Origin of the sequence: Synechococcus sp. A15-28 (genome assembly GCF_014280175.1) — a bacterium.
Taxonomy (GTDB): Bacteria; Cyanobacteriota; Cyanobacteriia; order PCC-6307; family Cyanobiaceae; genus Parasynechococcus.
This window is the reverse complement of sequence record NZ_CP047931.1, coordinates 1,309,315-1,323,948: the sequence shown is the minus strand read 5'-3', so window position 1 is coordinate 1,323,948 and position 14,634 is coordinate 1,309,315. Positions and strand designations below refer to the sequence as shown.

At 60.9% G+C, this 14,634-nt stretch carries 18 protein-coding genes; 3 read left to right on the top strand and 15 right to left on the bottom strand.

All coding sequences use genetic code 11. The annotated features are described in order from the left end of the window. Positions 1-669, bottom strand: a complete 669-nt coding sequence (gene hisIE / locus SynA1528_RS07540) for a bifunctional phosphoribosyl-AMP cyclohydrolase/phosphoribosyl-ATP diphosphatase HisIE (RefSeq protein ID WP_186586236.1) — start codon at positions 667-669, stop codon at positions 1-3. Positions 670-733: 64 nt separating this feature from the next. On the opposite strand from hisIE, the gene SynA1528_RS07535 reads away from it, so the two are divergent. Continuing rightward, a complete protein-coding gene (locus SynA1528_RS07535) occupies positions 734-1,210 on the top strand; it encodes a 6-carboxytetrahydropterin synthase (protein WP_186586235.1) in 477 nt (158 codons plus the stop codon). Positions 1,211-1,225: 15 nt separating this feature from the next. Beyond that, entirely contained in the window at positions 1,226-1,867 is a 642-nt protein-coding gene (locus SynA1528_RS07530; RefSeq protein WP_353616591.1) for an aquaporin, read from the top strand. Here SynA1528_RS07530 and clpB read toward each other — a convergent pair. Then, on the bottom strand, positions 1,856-4,444 hold the full coding sequence (clpB, locus tag SynA1528_RS07525) for an ATP-dependent chaperone ClpB (protein WP_186586233.1): 2,589 nt from the start codon (positions 4,442-4,444) through the stop codon (positions 1,856-1,858). The two genes, SynA1528_RS07530 and clpB, sit on opposite strands and share 12 nt — an antisense overlap. A gap of 144 nt (positions 4,445-4,588) precedes the next feature. Between clpB and SynA1528_RS07520 the strand changes: the two genes are divergently transcribed. Next, positions 4,589-4,789 carry a DUF8662 family protein gene (locus tag SynA1528_RS07520; protein WP_186586232.1) on the top strand — a complete coding sequence of 67 codons (201 nt, stop codon included), beginning with the start codon at positions 4,589-4,591 and terminating at the stop codon, positions 4,787-4,789. Here the strand turns inward: SynA1528_RS07520 and SynA1528_RS07515 are convergent. The 13 genes from SynA1528_RS07515 to SynA1528_RS07455 form a co-directional block, all read right to left on the bottom strand. Next, a complete protein-coding gene (locus SynA1528_RS07515) occupies positions 4,778-5,053 on the bottom strand; it encodes a hypothetical protein (RefSeq protein WP_186586231.1) in 276 nt (91 codons plus the stop codon). The genes SynA1528_RS07520 and SynA1528_RS07515 overlap by 12 nt on opposite strands. Continuing rightward, positions 5,050-5,448 (bottom strand): hypothetical protein, encoded by a 399-nt coding sequence (locus SynA1528_RS07510; protein WP_186586230.1) that lies wholly within the window; start codon positions 5,446-5,448, stop codon positions 5,050-5,052. Before SynA1528_RS07510 ends, SynA1528_RS07515 begins: the two co-directional genes overlap by 4 nt. Further along, entirely contained in the window at positions 5,448-5,675 is a 228-nt protein-coding gene (locus SynA1528_RS07505) for a Nif11-like leader peptide family natural product precursor (RefSeq protein ID WP_186586229.1), read from the bottom strand. The genes SynA1528_RS07510 and SynA1528_RS07505 overlap by 1 nt, the downstream gene beginning before the upstream one ends. A 4-nt stretch (positions 5,676-5,679) precedes the next feature. Beyond that, positions 5,680-6,033 (bottom strand): c-type cytochrome, encoded by a 354-nt coding sequence (locus tag SynA1528_RS07500; protein WP_186586228.1) that lies wholly within the window; start codon positions 6,031-6,033, stop codon positions 5,680-5,682. Positions 6,034-6,162: 129 nt separating this feature from the next. After that, positions 6,163-6,522, bottom strand: coding sequence for a plastocyanin (gene petE / locus SynA1528_RS07495; RefSeq protein ID WP_186586227.1), 360 nt, complete (start codon positions 6,520-6,522; stop codon positions 6,163-6,165). 7 nt (positions 6,523-6,529) lie between these two features. After that, a complete protein-coding gene (locus SynA1528_RS07490; RefSeq protein ID WP_186586226.1) occupies positions 6,530-7,549 on the bottom strand; it encodes an NAD-dependent epimerase/dehydratase family protein in 1,020 nt (339 codons plus the stop codon). After that, positions 7,546-8,604 (bottom strand): uroporphyrinogen decarboxylase, encoded by a 1,059-nt coding sequence (gene hemE / locus SynA1528_RS07485; protein ID WP_186586225.1) that lies wholly within the window; start codon positions 8,602-8,604, stop codon positions 7,546-7,548. The genes SynA1528_RS07490 and hemE overlap by 4 nt, the downstream gene beginning before the upstream one ends. 48 nt (positions 8,605-8,652) lie before the next feature. Beyond that, positions 8,653-10,980, bottom strand: a complete 2,328-nt coding sequence (glgB, locus tag SynA1528_RS07480; protein WP_186586224.1) for a 1,4-alpha-glucan branching protein GlgB — start codon at positions 10,978-10,980, stop codon at positions 8,653-8,655. A gap of 60 nt (positions 10,981-11,040) precedes the next feature. Beyond that, positions 11,041-11,760 carry a DUF3887 domain-containing protein gene (locus SynA1528_RS07475; protein WP_186586223.1) on the bottom strand — a complete coding sequence of 240 codons (720 nt, stop codon included), beginning with the start codon at positions 11,758-11,760 and terminating at the stop codon, positions 11,041-11,043. Between the two features lie 11 nt (positions 11,761-11,771). Further along, positions 11,772-13,373, bottom strand: coding sequence for a CocE/NonD family hydrolase (locus SynA1528_RS07470; protein ID WP_186586222.1), 1,602 nt, complete (start codon positions 13,371-13,373; stop codon positions 11,772-11,774). Then, on the bottom strand, positions 13,363-13,644 hold the full coding sequence (locus tag SynA1528_RS07465) for a DUF8664 family protein (protein ID WP_186586221.1): 282 nt from the start codon (positions 13,642-13,644) through the stop codon (positions 13,363-13,365). Before SynA1528_RS07465 ends, SynA1528_RS07470 begins: the two co-directional genes overlap by 11 nt. Positions 13,645-13,705: 61 nt before the next feature. Next, positions 13,706-14,095, bottom strand: coding sequence for a DUF4332 domain-containing protein (locus SynA1528_RS07460; RefSeq protein WP_186586220.1), 390 nt, complete (start codon positions 14,093-14,095; stop codon positions 13,706-13,708). Between the two features lie 13 nt (positions 14,096-14,108). Next, positions 14,109-14,558, bottom strand: a complete 450-nt coding sequence (locus tag SynA1528_RS07455) for a Ycf51 family protein (protein WP_186586219.1) — start codon at positions 14,556-14,558, stop codon at positions 14,109-14,111. Positions 14,559-14,634 lie beyond the last annotated feature (76 nt).

Below are 14,634 nucleotides of genomic sequence, written 5' to 3'. Positions count from 1 at the left end.
TCAATGGCGGCGGGGTGCCCCTCGCCTGGCGGCCAGCACCTCCTGCACCTGACGCCAGCTCACCCCGTGGTGCGCTAGGGCCACCTGCATGTGAAACAGGATGTCGGCGGCCTCTCCGGCGATCTCCTCGGGATTGTCGTCCTTGCAGGCCATCACGAATTCAGCACTCTCCTCACCGATTTTCTTGAGGATCCTGTTGTCGCCGCCCTCCAGCAGTTTGTTGGTGTAGCTCCCTTCCTCCGGAGTGTCTCGCCTTCCCTCGATCACGCGGAACAGCTCGGTGCAGGCATCGGCAGGTGGGGGGAGAGCCTGGGAGCCTCCCTTCGACCTTTGATCGTTTTGCTCGAAAAAGCAACTGCGGGCACCCGTGTGGCAGGCGATCTCGCCGCTCTGTTCGATGGTCAGCAGCAGCACATCGGCATCGCAGTCGTAGCGGATGGACCGAACCAATTGGGTGTGACCACTGGTGGCGCCTTTATGCCAGAGCTCCTGCCGTGATCGACTCCAGTAATGAGCCTCGCCGCTGCTCAAGGTTTGTTGAATCGAGTCCCGATTCATCCAGGCCACCATCAGGACAGCCCCATCCAGCCAGTCTTGGGCGATCGCTGGGATCAACCCCGCTTCGTTAAAACGGAGTTGGTCGATGAAGGCTGGGCTGAGGGGCTGCATCAGGCCTTGGTTTCTCCCTTGATCCTCCCGCAGCGTTCTGACTGATTCCGCCCTGTCGCCAGCCGTGCCCGAAGCTCCCACGCGTTTCACCTGCAGCAAACAGTTCGAGAATTACCCCTGCTGCCATCGGCAGTGGCGTCATTCCGGCCACTGCCGCTTCGTGCATGGGTACAGCCGCAGTTTCACCTTGTGGTTTGCCGCAACGGAGCTGGATGCGTGTGGCTTTGTAGTCGATTTCTCCAGTCTGCGGCCGTTGGAGCAGCAACTGCGCGAGCAGTTTGACCACACGTTTCTTGTGAATTCCGACGACCCTCTTCTGGAGGACTGGCGACGGTTGCATGGGCAGGGAGCGCTCGATCTGCGGGTGATGGAGAACGTTGGGATGGAGTCGACAGCGGCCCTTGTCTGGGATTGGGCCAACGCCTTGCTGAAGGAGCGTGATTCCGGACGCAGCTGTTGCTGGGCGGTTGAAGCTCGCGAAAATTCGCGCAATGCTGCGCAGGTTCGCTCTGTGCCGCCCTGGTTTGAGGCGGTGCGCTAACTCCCCAGGCTCACGATGCTTCCTTTGGTTCAGCGCAGTGGTCTTGAGGCCCTGGGCACTGCCCTGCTTGCCTTCACCATCAGTCGAGTCGGTACTGCTGACATGAATGGATTTGAGCAGTCGATGGGCATCGGTCTTTGCCTTGCCTTGCTCATCCATGTCATTGGGCGTTTCAGCGGTGCCCATTTCAACCCTGCAGTGACCGTTCTTCTGACGCAGCAGCGTTTTGGCAGGACGGCGTTTCGTTCGACTGAGTCCTTGACTGAGGCTGGAAGTTACATCGTGGCTCAGATCATCGGCGCACTAATCGGTTTCGCGCTCACGCCTGCAAGCGGCACCAGCAGCGCATTTGTCTTGGATGGATTGATTCCAGAAGTTGTCTTCAGCCTGGCTCTGTATGCCTTGATCCTCCGTTGGAGTGATGAAGGGCGGATCTGTCCTTTCGCTCAACCTCTCTCCGGTCTTGTCATCGGAGGAGGACTGGGTTTCCTCGCTCTCATCGGCGGCTTGACTCAATCAGGGATTTACAACCCAGCCATTTCTATCGGCTTGTTCAGCCATGGGATGTCGGGGGTGGTCCTGGCCATCTTTGGACAAGCGATTGCTGTTGGGATTCTTTTGCTTGTTACAACCCTGCAGGCCAGCTCAACGGATTGAGAGTTTTTCTCCATCAACATCAACATCCACGGTCTTTCCCTCACTGAGCTGTCCAGCCAGGATCGCTTTGGCGATAGGTGTTTCCAGTTCACGCTGGATGGCTCGCTTCAAGGGTCTTGCTCCATACACAGGATCAAAACCGATGGTGGCCAGCCAGTCGGCAGCGGCCTCGCTGAGTCGAAGCTCCAACTTGCGTTGTTCCAGTCGCCCGCTCAGACGCTCCACCTGGAGTGACACGATTCGGCGCAATTCCTCTTTCTCAAGGCTGCGGAAGATGATCTGATCGTCGAGTCTGTTGAGAAATTCCGGACGGAATTTGGCCTTGAGCGCTTCATTGACGCGTTGCTCCATCTCCCCATGCCGATCGGGATCACCGGCGAGCTCCAGGATCGACTGGCTGCCAATGTTGCTGGTAAGAATTAGCACCGTATTCGTGAAATCCACGGTGCGTCCCTGGCCGTCGGTGACGCGGCCGTCATCGAGGATCTGGAGCATCACGTTGAACACATCGGGGTGGGCTTTTTCCACCTCGTCGAACAGAATCACGGCGTAGGGCCGTCGACGCACGGCTTCGGTGAGCTGGCCGCCGGCCTCATAACCCACGTAGCCCGGAGGGGCTCCGATCAGTCGGCTGACGGTGTGTTTCTCCATGTATTCCGACATGTCGATGCGCACCATGGCGTCGTCGCTGTCGAAGAGGCGACTGGCCAGCGCTTTGGACAGTTCGGTCTTGCCCACACCCGTCGGGCCAAGGAACAGAAAGCTGGCGATTGGTCGATTGGGATCACTGAGGCCAGCCCGAGAGCGCTGGATGGCATCGGCCACAGCGGTGACCGCCTGGTTCTGGCCGATCACCCGTCGGTGCAGGTCGTCCTCCAGCTGCAGCAGTTTCTCCATCTCGCTCTGCACAAGACGGGCCACGGGGATGCCGGTCCACTTGGCGATCACCTCGGCGATGTCGTCCTCGGTGACCTCCTCCCGCAACAGGGTTTTGTCTGTCCCGTCCTCGTGTTCCAACTGGCTTTCCTTGTCCTGCAGTTGCCGCTGCAGCGTGGCCAGGGTGCCGTATTCGAGTTCAGCCGCCTTGTTGAGGTCGTAGTTGCGTTTGGCCTGCTCCACCTGGAGTTGCACCCGTTCGATCTCCTCTTTCAGAGATGACAGCTCATCGATGGCTCCTTTCTCCTGCTGCCACTGGGCATTGAGGCTGCTCTGCTGCTCCCCGAGCTCCGCCAGCTCCCGTTCGATCCGTTGCAACCGCTCCTGGCTGGCACTGTCGGACTCGCGGCCAAGGGAAAGCTTTTCCATCTCCAGCTGCAGAATCTTGCGATCGATCTCGTCGATCTGTTCCGGTTTGGAGGTGATCTCCATTTTCAGCCGCGCGGCAGATTCATCCACCAGATCGATGGCCTTATCCGGCAGGAAGCGATCGGTGATGTAGCGGCTGCTGAGCATGGCGGCGGCCACTAGGGCACTGTCAGCGATGCGCACGCCGTGGTGCACCTCATAGCGCTCCTTCAGGCCCCGCAGGATTGAAATCGTGTCCACCACCGTGGGCTGATCCACCAGCACCTGCTGGAAGCGGCGCTCCAGGGCAGGGTCTTTTTCGATGTGCTGCCGGTGTTCATCGAGGGTGGTGGCGCCGATGCAGCGCAGTTCACCCCGGGCCAGCATCGGTTTGAGCAGATTGCTGGCATCCATGGCGCCACCGCTGGCGCCAGCACCCACCACGGTGTGGATCTCATCGATGAACAGCACAATCTGTCCATCGGAGGAGGTGACCTCCTTCAGCACCGCTTTGAGTCGTTCCTCGAATTCACCGCGGTATTTGGCCCCGGCGATCAGTGCGCCCATATCCAGGGCAATCAGCTGTCGGTTCTGCAGAGCCTGGGGAACGTCGCCGTTGACGATGCGCTGCGCCAGCCCTTCCACGATCGCAGTTTTGCCGACACCGGGTTCTCCGATCAGAACGGGGTTGTTCTTGGTGCGGCGGCTGAGAATCTGGATGGTGCGGCGGATTTCTTCATCCCGACCGATCACCGGGTCCAACTGACCGTCACGGGCTGCTGCGGTGAGATCACGGCCATATTTCTCGAGGGATTCGTAGGTGCCCTCTGGGTTCTGGTCTGTCACCGTCTGGTTGCCGCGCACCGCTGTGATGGCCTCGTTGAGCGTTTTGGTGGTCACCCCGGCCTGACTGAACAGTTGCCGGCCGCAGCGATCATCCTCCGCCAGGGCCAGCAGCAGATGCTCAATGGCGATGTAGCTGTCGCCGAATCGATCCCGCTGCTGTTCGGCCTGGTCGAGGGCCTTGTTCAGGGATCGGCCGAGAAACACCGATTCCGGTGCGGATCCAAGGCTGGGCAGTCGTTGAAGATGGCCGTCAACACTGGCCTCGAAGTTGGTGGTGTCGACCCCAGATCTGTTGAGGATTCGCCCGGCCAGGCCGTTCTGGCGAAGCAGCGCCAGCAGCAGATGCTCCGTTTCCAGCTGCTGATGCCTGGAGGCTTGGGCGAGTTGCTGAGCCACGACGATGGCGGCCCAGGCCTGTTCGGTGAACTGTTCCGCCGTGGGTTGCATCGGTGATGCGGTTCAAACTGAAGTCACCGTATGGCGATGGCTCCAAGGCCGGAGGGGGGAACCCGAATCCTTCGGTTGGGAGCACGCGCCATGGGGCGGCAAACCGGATCGGCTTTTTAGAGTCCGCCGAATCTTTGATCCGGTATGTCTGATCCGCAGCTCGTGCAAACCCTGGTGGAGAAAGGCCTGGAGCTGTCGGCCAGCGCTGGTGGAGAGCTGGAGCGCAGCTGCTGGATGGTGGTGCATGAACACCATCACGGCATGAAGCCCAGCGAATACGACATCCGCGAGATCGACGAAGACCTCTACCTGGCCGTGCTGTCGGCCGCGCGATCAGCCCAGTAGCTCGCGGATCCGCACCAGATTTGGCTTGTCTGCCGCAATCTTGTCGCGCATTTCCTTCGGCAATCGAGCCTCGAGGATGGCCTGTTTGTTCATCTCCTTTGCGAATCGTTCCCGAAAAGGGGTGAAGGCCTCCAGATAGTTCTGAGCTTCCTCTGGTTGAAGGGGGACCTGCTCCAGCACATGTTTGAAGTGGAGGTAGGACGTCGTCCAGTCGATCAAGTCAGCAACAGTGCTGAGGCCCAGGGAGTTCTCGGCAATGCTCATTCGCCAAACCCCTGCGCCCTTGCCTGAGGTGTCAATCCCCGCAGCTGGCCATCAAGCAACGTCTGGCGCTCGTCGTCGGTCCCAACATGGGGAGCGATTTCAACGCCGGCATTCCGCATGGCGGTATGGGCCGCCTGCTCTGCCGCTGACCCCGTGTCGCAGCTGAGATAAGCCTCCACCGCTGCGGCTGCAGCTGTATCCCTTGCGAAATAGATGGTTCCAGGCCCTCGCCTCACCGCCGTGAGCTGTTTCTGCTGGCGTCGGTGCAGAACACTGGCCCACAGCTGGCCCTGATTGGCCGTCATGAATGCATTCAGGTCAGGCGCATCGGTTTCTTCGGCAAGAGCCATGCTCGTGCCGTCCAAGAAATCACTGAGCAGGATGACAACGGCCATCAGGGAGATGGTGAATGAAATGAGCGACGGATCCGGCTGGTTGCGAACCAGTGGCCCATGCTGGTGTCCTGATGATCCTGGGACAGATCTTGTTCGGTGATGGAAAAGCCGAGGCTGTGGGCCAGAGCCATCAATTCAGCTTCGTTGCGACAGGCTGATGCCTCGCGTCGCAGCGGCCGATGACGCTCGATCGCCCGCAGAAAATCCCCGAGAGCTTCGCGGCTCATCACTTCACCAGCCCAGTTCGGCCTGCTGTTCCACGTAGGTGGCCACGGCGATGATTTCGGCTTCGCTGAGTTTGCCCTCGTAGGACGGCATGGCGTTCTTACCAGCTTCGATCTGGTGCTCAATCGCCTCGAGAGGATCCTGCTGATACTCCTCGAGATGGGCATTGAGATCACGGATCTTCAGGCTGCGATTGGCCCGGATCACATTGCCACCACCCATGTGGCAGGCCGCACAGTTGCTGCTGAAGATCTGCTCCCCCTGCTCGAAGGAGGCGCTATCGAGCGCCTGAGCTGGAGTGGGAAGCAGCACCGGCCCGATCAAGGCAAGCAACAGCAGTAACAGACCGGCGAATCTCACCTTGAAGCTTGGTTGGTTGTTCCAAGCTATCGATCACATCCGTGGAATGAAAGAACCCCGAACCATGTTTGAAACACGATCCGGGGTTCAACAACACTCAACCCTCAAGGTTGAACAGTGGTCAGCTGATCACTCGACGATCACTTTGCCGACCATGCCAGCACCGCGGTGGGGCTCGCAGTAATAGTCAAAGGTGCCAGCTTCGGTGAAGGTCTCTTCCCAGGCTTCGCCAGGGTTGAAGGCCAGGTCGCCGTGGCTGTACTCGTCGTGACCCTCGAACACAGCGTTGTGGGGGGCCAGCTTGTTGTTAATGAACTTGACGGTGTCACCGGACTTGATCGTCACGGTGGAGGGCTCGAAGGCCAGCATGCCGGCGTCGGTGCCGAGTTTGACTTCAACGGTGGCAGCCTGGGCAGTACCGACGTTCAGGCCGATCAGGATCAGGAGGGCGCAGCAGGCAGCTGCAAAGGTGCGAAGGACGGACCGCATGAGTGAATTAGGTCGTTGATGTGACTTTACGCTGGGTTCTGGGGCTGCCGCGGTTGGGTAGGCCGGAATCGCTAAGAACTGTTTCCAAGGTCGGGGCATGACTGTCCCCGTTGAAACGCTCGGGGGCGCTGACCGGTTCATGGATGAAATGGCGTTGGCGGATGCTGAATCGGTCCCAGGCATTCACCTCGATCGGGAGGATCCTGATCAGGGTTTCGATCAGCCAGGGCCACAGCGGGATCCCAGGAGTTCTGGCCACACCGCGCCAACGACAGAGTGTTGCCACGGCGTCGTCGACGCTGATCGACTGCTGCCCCATCACCACCCGTCGCAGGGCCCCCTGGCCTGGCTCACGGTTCGGCTCATGGGGGCGTGTGACGAACTGACCGCAGATCCGGGCAATGTCCTCCGCATGGATGAAGTGGAAGCTGGCATCGGCCCGAAGCCAGCGCGCCAACCAGAGCCAACGACTCGCTTCCGCCAGGCCCTCGGTGAGATAGCTCGTGGGGAAAGGGCTGGTGCCGTCGACACGCCCACCGAACACCAGGGTTGGGAAAACCGCAATGATCTTGGCGGCCAGTGGATGCTGCTCAAGCTGTTCCAGGCAGCGTGCTTTGGTTTGGATGTATTCGGTGCCGTAGGCCAGAGCCTCCGGCAATGGCCTCAGGTCACGATCCAGGATGCTGGCGGTTGAGAAGTAGATGATCTGCTCCACCACCAGGGGATTGAGCAGTTGCAACAGTCGCTTCACCGCTACCACATTCACCTGCTCCGCCCGGTCTGGATCTCCCCAGGCGGTCGCGGTATGAATCACCCGGTTCACCGTTGCCAGTTCCGCCACAAAGCGGTCGGTGTCCCGCAGGTCACCCACCAACAGCTGGATCCGGGGATGGTCTGCAGGAACCGCCGTGAGTTTGGACGGATCCCGTAACCAGAGCAGCAACTCCGCATCGGAGTGCTGCAGCAGCCATTGGCAGATGTATTGACCGACGCAGCCGCTGGCGCCGGTGATCAGGATCCGCGTCAAGCGACGGCCCCGATGCGGTCCATCACGCTCTTGCCCGAGCGGAAGAAGGCAGCGCCGTTCTCCTCAGGTGTTCCCGGCAGAATGCCGTGGCCCAGGTTGAGGATGTGCTTCCGACCACGGGCCTTGCGCACACAGTCGTCGATGCGGGCCTCAATGGCCTCAGGGGTGCCGAACAGAAGACCGGGATCGACGTTCCCCTGCACACCGATGTGCTCCGGCAGGCGGGCCAGGGCTTCTCCCATGTCCACGGTCCAATCCAGCGAAATGATGTCCACCCCTGTGGTGGCCATCCGTTCGAGCACTCCGGCACTGCCGGAGATGTAGAGGATGAAGGGGGTGTCGGGATGGCTCTGCTTGACCAGGTCCACCACCTTTTTCTGATATGGAGCGGCGAAGGTGTCGTAATCGGCAGGACTGAGTTGTCCGGCCCAGGAGTCGAACATCTGGACCACCTGGGCGCCGGAGTCGATCTGATAGCGCAGGTAGTTGGCGATCGACTCAGCGAAGTGATCGAGCAGTTTGTGCAGCAGCTCGGGTTCCTGGAAGGCCATGGCCTTGATCACCGCGTAGTTCTTGCTGCTTTTGCCTTCCACTACATAGGCAGCCAGGGTCCAGGGGGCGCCGACGAAACCGAGCACGGCGGCCTCGTTGCCGACGCTCTGGCGGAGACGACCGAGCACGTCCCCGACAAAGGGCATCGATTCTCTTGGATTCAGCGGTCGCAGGGCATTGACTTGCTCCATGGAGCGGATCGGATCACCGATCTGGGGTCCCTTGCTCTCAATGATGTCGAAATCAATCCCCATCCCCGGCAAGGGCGTGAGGATGTCGGAGAAGAGGATCACACCATCGGGCTTGAAGGCGTGAAACGGCTGCATGGAGATCTCATAGGAGAGATCGGGGTTCTCGGAGCGTTCGCGGAAGCTGGGGTACTTGTCGCGAAGATCCCGGTAGATCTTCATGTAACGCCCCGCCTGACGCATCATCCATACGGGAGGACGCTCCACCACCTCACCGCGGGCTGCACGCAGAAGCAGGGGCAGAGTGTCGCTCATCAAGCCGGAATCAGGTAAGCCGGAAACCTACCTGAGTTCCGAGGGTGACTAGTTGGTGTCAGCAGTTTCGTCATCTGCTTTGTCACAGGCTGATGCCGATGCTTGCTGGAGGCTGCGCTTGGGGTCGTGGCGGAACACCATGAGGCTGAGGGGAGGCAGGCAGAGATCCAGGGAGTTCTCGTAGCCATGGATGCTCCATTCGTCCGTTGGCTTGCCGCCCATGTTTCCGAGGTTGCTGCCGCCGTAACGGGCTGAATCGGTGTTGAAGATCTCCTCGTAGAAGCCCGCCAGAGGAACACCAACCCGGTAGTGGGAATGGCTCTGGGGCGTGAAATTGGCCACCACCACAAGCCAGGTGCCACTGCTGCTTTCCCGCCGCATGAAACTGATCACGGAATGACGGTTGTCGTTGCAATCAATCCACTGGAATCCGTACTGGTCGAAGTCATCGCGCCAGAGGGCCGGCTCAGATTTGTAGAGCGTGTTGAGGTCATCCACCAGCAGTTGAATGCCTTTGTGGGGTTCGTAGTTGAGAAGATCCCACTGCAGATCACCCCAGACGTTCCATTCAGCCCGCTGACCGAATTCCATCCCCATGAAGATGGTTTTCTTGCCGGGGTGGGTCCACATATAGGCGAGCAGTGCCCGGGTGTTGGCGTATTTCTGCCAGTCATCACCAGGCATCTTGTGGAGGAGATGACTCTTGCCATGCACCACTTCGTCGTGGCTGAGCGCCAGCATGAAGTTTTCGGTGTACGTGTACCAGATGGAGAAGGTGATGTTGTTCTGGTGGAACTGACGGAACCAGGGGTCCAGCTCGAAGTAATCGAGCATGTCGTGCATCCAACCCATGTTCCATTTCAGGTTGAAACCCAGGCCGCCGTTTTCCGTCGGTTGGGTCACCATCGGCCATGTGGTGGATTCCTCCGCGATCGACAACGCACCGGGGAAGTGCTGAAACAGCACATGGTTGGCTTGCTGCAGGAAATGAACGGCTTCGGTGTTTTCCCTGCCGCCATGGTCATTGGCCAGCCATTCACCATCCGGACGCAGATAGTCCCGGTAGAGCATTGAAGCCACGGCATCAACACGAATACCGTCGATGTGGAACTGCTCGAACCAGAACACCAGGTTGGCAACCAGGAAGTTACGAACCTCGTTGCGGCTGTAATTGAAGATCAGCGTTCCCCACTCTTTGTGCTCACCGATACGCGGATCACCGTGTTCGTAGAGGTGTGTGCCATCGAAGAACGCCAGGCCGTGGGCATCCTTGGGAAAGTGGCCGGGGACCCAGTCCATGATGACGCCGATGCCTTCGGCATGGCAGCGGTCAACGAACGCCCGGAATTCATCAGGGGTGCCGTAGCGGCTGGTGGGTGCGTACCAACCGGTGACCTGATAGCCCCAGGATCCATCGAAGGGATGCTCGGTGATCGGCATCAATTCGATGTGGGTGAATCCCCGTTCCTTGACGTAAGGAATCAGGCGATCCGCCAACTCGGCGTAGGTGAGCAGCCTGGCACCGGGCTTCATGTCGGCAGCAGGAACCGGGGCTCGGGGGGTGCCGTTGGGCTGAATCCAGGGTTCCTCGGCGCTGGCGTGGATCCAGCTGCCCAGATGCATTTCGTAGACCGAGATCGGCTGCTCCAGCGGATTGCTGCTGTCGCGTTGCTGCATCCAGGAGCTATCCGACCACTCGAATCCACCAAGGCGAGCGACCACCGAACTGTTGTCGGGGCGCACCTCGTGCTGGAAGCCGTAGGGATCTGATTTCTGGTAGCAGTGGCCGTCCTGGCTGCGGATTTCGTATTTGTAGAGCTTGCCCTCCGTCAGCCCTGGAACGAACAATTCCCAGATGCCCCCGGTTCGCAGCTGCATGGGATGGTGACGCCCGTCCCAGGAGTTGAGATCTCCCAGGACCGAAACGCTGAGGGCGTGGGGGGCCCAGACGCAGAACATGACGCCGGAGACCCCATCCCGTTCCACGAGGTGGGCGCCCATCCGCTGCCAGATGTGGTGGTGATTGCCCTGGGAGAAGAGATGGCGATCCATCTCGCCCATCCACTCTCCTCGGAATGCCCAGGGATCGTGCTGTTCGTGGGTGATGCCACCGCGCTCAACCCGCACCCGGTAGCCGCTGCCAGGATCGTGGTTCAGGGTTGTTTCGAAGATCCAGGGGTGATTCGGGGCGGTCAGCTCCTTTTCCTGAGCCCCCTCCAGCAGGGTCACGCGATGGGCTTCCGGCATCCACACCCGAACCGTCCAGCCGGCGTCACTCGGTTGCGGGCCGAGGATCGCGAGTGGATGGTCATGCCGACAATTCGCGAGACGTTCGCCGTCCTGAACCATCCAGTCGAGGACTGCCGCGCCACCCATGGAAGAGCTGTGAAGTGGGCGCGATGTTAAGCGGAATTTTTCGTTGATCCCGCTGCCGAATCAGACGAAGTCGCGGGAGATGTCGACGTTGATGATCCGTCCACGATCGTCAAAGATCACAAACAGGTTGGAGGTGGCTTTACCGAATTCCACCGCCACAAGCACCAGTTGTTGGTCCCCGCCCTGACTGGCGATCACGGCATCCTTGATCTTGCGGAAACCGCCGGAGACCTTGTTCAGCTTGGTCCACTTGCGCTGCAAGTCGGCTGGAGCCAGGTCCTGCTGCAGGTCAAGCGAAAGCTTGCTGCGGGCCATCAACCAGCGGCCTTCGGTCAGGTCTTTGACGAAAGCAAGGGCTGTGGTTTCGATGGCTTGAACCTGATCGGTCCATTTCCAGGCCAGCAGTTTGCCGTCATCGTCCAGCACGATCAGCAGGGTTTCTTCGCCTGTTGCCGTGGTCACCACGGCATCGACAGTGGTGGTGCGATAGCCGGGAGACACCCCGACCACTCTGCTGTTGCTGATGGCGGTGCGTTGATCCAGGCGCTTCTGCACCTGTTCAATCGTGATGCTGCTGCGGACACTGTCCGTCAGGGTTTGGTGCAGCACGGAGGCCTGACGCTGACGAAGGGCCTCGAGCAGTTGTTGCGACACCTTCGTGGCCTGGGCCGGACTCAGTTGCGTTGTGGCGGCTTGAGCCTGGGCGGGTGTCGCTGCCGTGGTGCTCAGTCCGATGGGGGCGGTCAGGGACAGGGCCAGCAGGGCAGCGGAAAGCTTCACGGCGCGATCGATCAATCGGAATTCAGTCTGCCGGAGTTGAACGGGTTCAGGCTCAGGACAGAGCCAGCAAGCTCCAGTGTCATCGTGACCACACGGTGGCAGGCACTTGGTGCCCCAGAGGGATGCTCAGGGGTGCCTGGATTCACACCAATGGCCGGCCAGGCGGCTGCGGCGAGCGAAAGGCGAAGCCGATCTCCGGCAGAACATGTGGCCAGCAGTGGTTGGAGCAGGACCCGTCTCTCGGCTACGTGTTCAGCCTCGGTCCCCAGAACGCGGATCACGCCGCAGCTGAGTTGCTCCACGGCAGCACTGCCCTGCGGCAGGCGAGACAGAACCACACAGAGATCGAAGCCGGGTTGGTCCGCTCCCGCCTGAATCAGCAGCTGTGGCTGACCCGAAAGCTCCACAGATTGTTCCAGCGGTGCTGAGGTGAAGGTGGCCACATCGGCTCGCTCATCCAACGACCGCCGATCGGCGGGCCCGGCGGAGGGGCTGAGATGACCACCGATGGCTGGCACAGGACGCCAGGGGTCGTGAACAAGCCGCTGCTCACCGCAGCCGGCATCATTTGAATCCAGCCGACCGCTGGCGGGATCGAGGCAAGCCAGGCCATCCCCTTGAAGACTCCAGCGCAGAGGCTCGGGCTGGGGTGGGGTTCTCCATTCCTGGCGACCGAGATCCCAGAACTGTTGCTGGCCAGGCCCGGTTTGGCCATGCTTCAGATGTTGATCGAAGAACCGCAGCAACAACGTCTGCGCTCCCGGCCACCACTGCAGATGACTGGCCGGTCCGATGTGCAGTTCAGGCATCCCCCCGGCGTCTTCAGAACGCCTGTAGAGATCCAGGATTCCCATCAGATGGGGATCCCACCAGCCCCCCAGCAGCAGCATCGGTTGACGCAGCCAGGATTGCGGTGGGTCATGGCGTCGCCAGGCGGAGCGATCGGCTGGATCCTGCGCCAGCCAGTGGCAGGCCATTCCGTCGGGGTCATGCCGCTTCAGCAGTTCGGGGCCGTCCCGGAGGTAGCTGCCGTCCTCCAAAGCTCGACGGATCGCTTCCCAGGCGCTGCGATCCCTGCGGCGGCGTGCCTGCTGGGCCGCCAATTGCAGGCCCCAGCCCAGGTTCAGGTGCCACCAATGGGCATGGCCCTCGCTGCTCCAGTGCAGTCGTTCGTCCAGGCCCGCCATCGCCGGTGCGAGGCAGTCCGGCGGTGTTGCGTCAGCGGGGGCCAGAAGCTGCGTCATCCCTTGGTAGGAGAAGCCGTAGCAACCGATCCGTCCATTGCACTCCGGCAACGATCGGACCCAGTCATGGGTCTGGGCCGTGTCATCCGCTTCCTGGGAGAAGCCATGAAAGGTTCCCTCGGAATCCCCCTGGCCCCTCACGTCCTGCACGATCACCACGTACCCCTGCCGAGCCCACCAGCTGGGGTGAGCCAGGGTCACAGTTGAGGCCAGCCGACGTCCATAAGGTTGTCGCATCAACAGGGCCGGCCAGGGACCGTCGCCGCGGGGGAACCAGAGACGCGCCATCAACCGCACGCCATCCCGCAGGAGGAGCTCCCCGTCGCGTTCGACGACGTGCGAGCTGATCAGAGACGACTCAGCGGACATCGGGGCAGTGCATGCCCACCACGTAGGTCACCAACACTTCGGCATCCTGCCTGGAGAGTTTTTGTTCGTTGGCGATGTCTCGGGTGACTTTCTTGGAATAAGCGGATGTTCCCTTGGCGTTCAGGTCCTGAAAGCGGCTGCACATGGCTTGGGCCAGTTGTGGATTGCGCTTGACGTCGTTGAGCAGCTCTGAATCCGCCGCCGCCACAAGTGATCCGGCCCATCCAAGACCACAGACGAGCAACGAGGCGACGATTCGACCAACGTTCATCGGGTCATTCTCTGTCCTCCGGTCATAAACAGGCGCAGGAGGCCCAGGCCTGATGAAGGGGTCAGTTCCCCGGTTGCCTGGCCCGTTGAATCCAACGGCGGGCCGTGGCCAGGTCCACCACCGCTGGCCGGCCGGTGCCAAGGCTGCGTTCCAGGCGCCCCGTCTGCTGGACGACCCGTTCAGGTGTGGAGGTGGCCAGCGCTGCCTTTGAGGCAATGCCGGCATGCATCAACAGCGCCGCGTCTGGCGGGGCCAGGTTGAGGTCACAGACCAAGCCTGCAATGGCTCTCAGCCGTTTGAGGTTGCGGGGGGAGGCGCGGCCGCTGCGGGCAAGGCGACTCAGCTGAGCGTCGTCAAGATCCCGCAGCTGCAGCCAGTCGTCGATTCCTGCCTCATCCAGCTCCTGCTGTTCCCGCCGGAACGATTGTGGCAGATCGCGCAAAGGTGGCATACGGATGGTGGCTTCAGGAGGCAGAGCGGCGGAAGTCCCGTTCTGTTTCCCCCAGAATCACTGGCTGACTCAGACCATCGTTGATGGGCTTGAGGGCCCGCAGCCGAACGGTGACCACATTGCTTCCGCGCCCGGAACCCCGCAGATTGCCCGCCAGTTGCTGAAGCGTGGCTTCGACGGTGCTCGAATCAAGGTCCGGCGGGACCTGGGCCACCACCAGGTCATTGCCGTTGTCGAACACCACAGGGGCCCGGATGGCGCCTTCAACCACCACCGGCGGGGTGTAACTCACAGCAAAGGCCCAGCAGCTGACGGCCAGAAGCAGGGTGAAACTGCTGACCCCCACCAAGCGAAAGCGCAGTCCCCAGTTCGCCAGAAAGGCCACGATCGTCAACACACCCAGTGCCAGGCCAGACCAGCCCAGCCAGGGCGCCGCGGTGAGCAGCAGCTGATCAAGGGCCATGGCGGGTGGTCTCCAGGAAAAGGGCTCCTTATATTGCGCGAGCTCTGGGGGCAATCGTCGCAGTTGATGCGAGTAG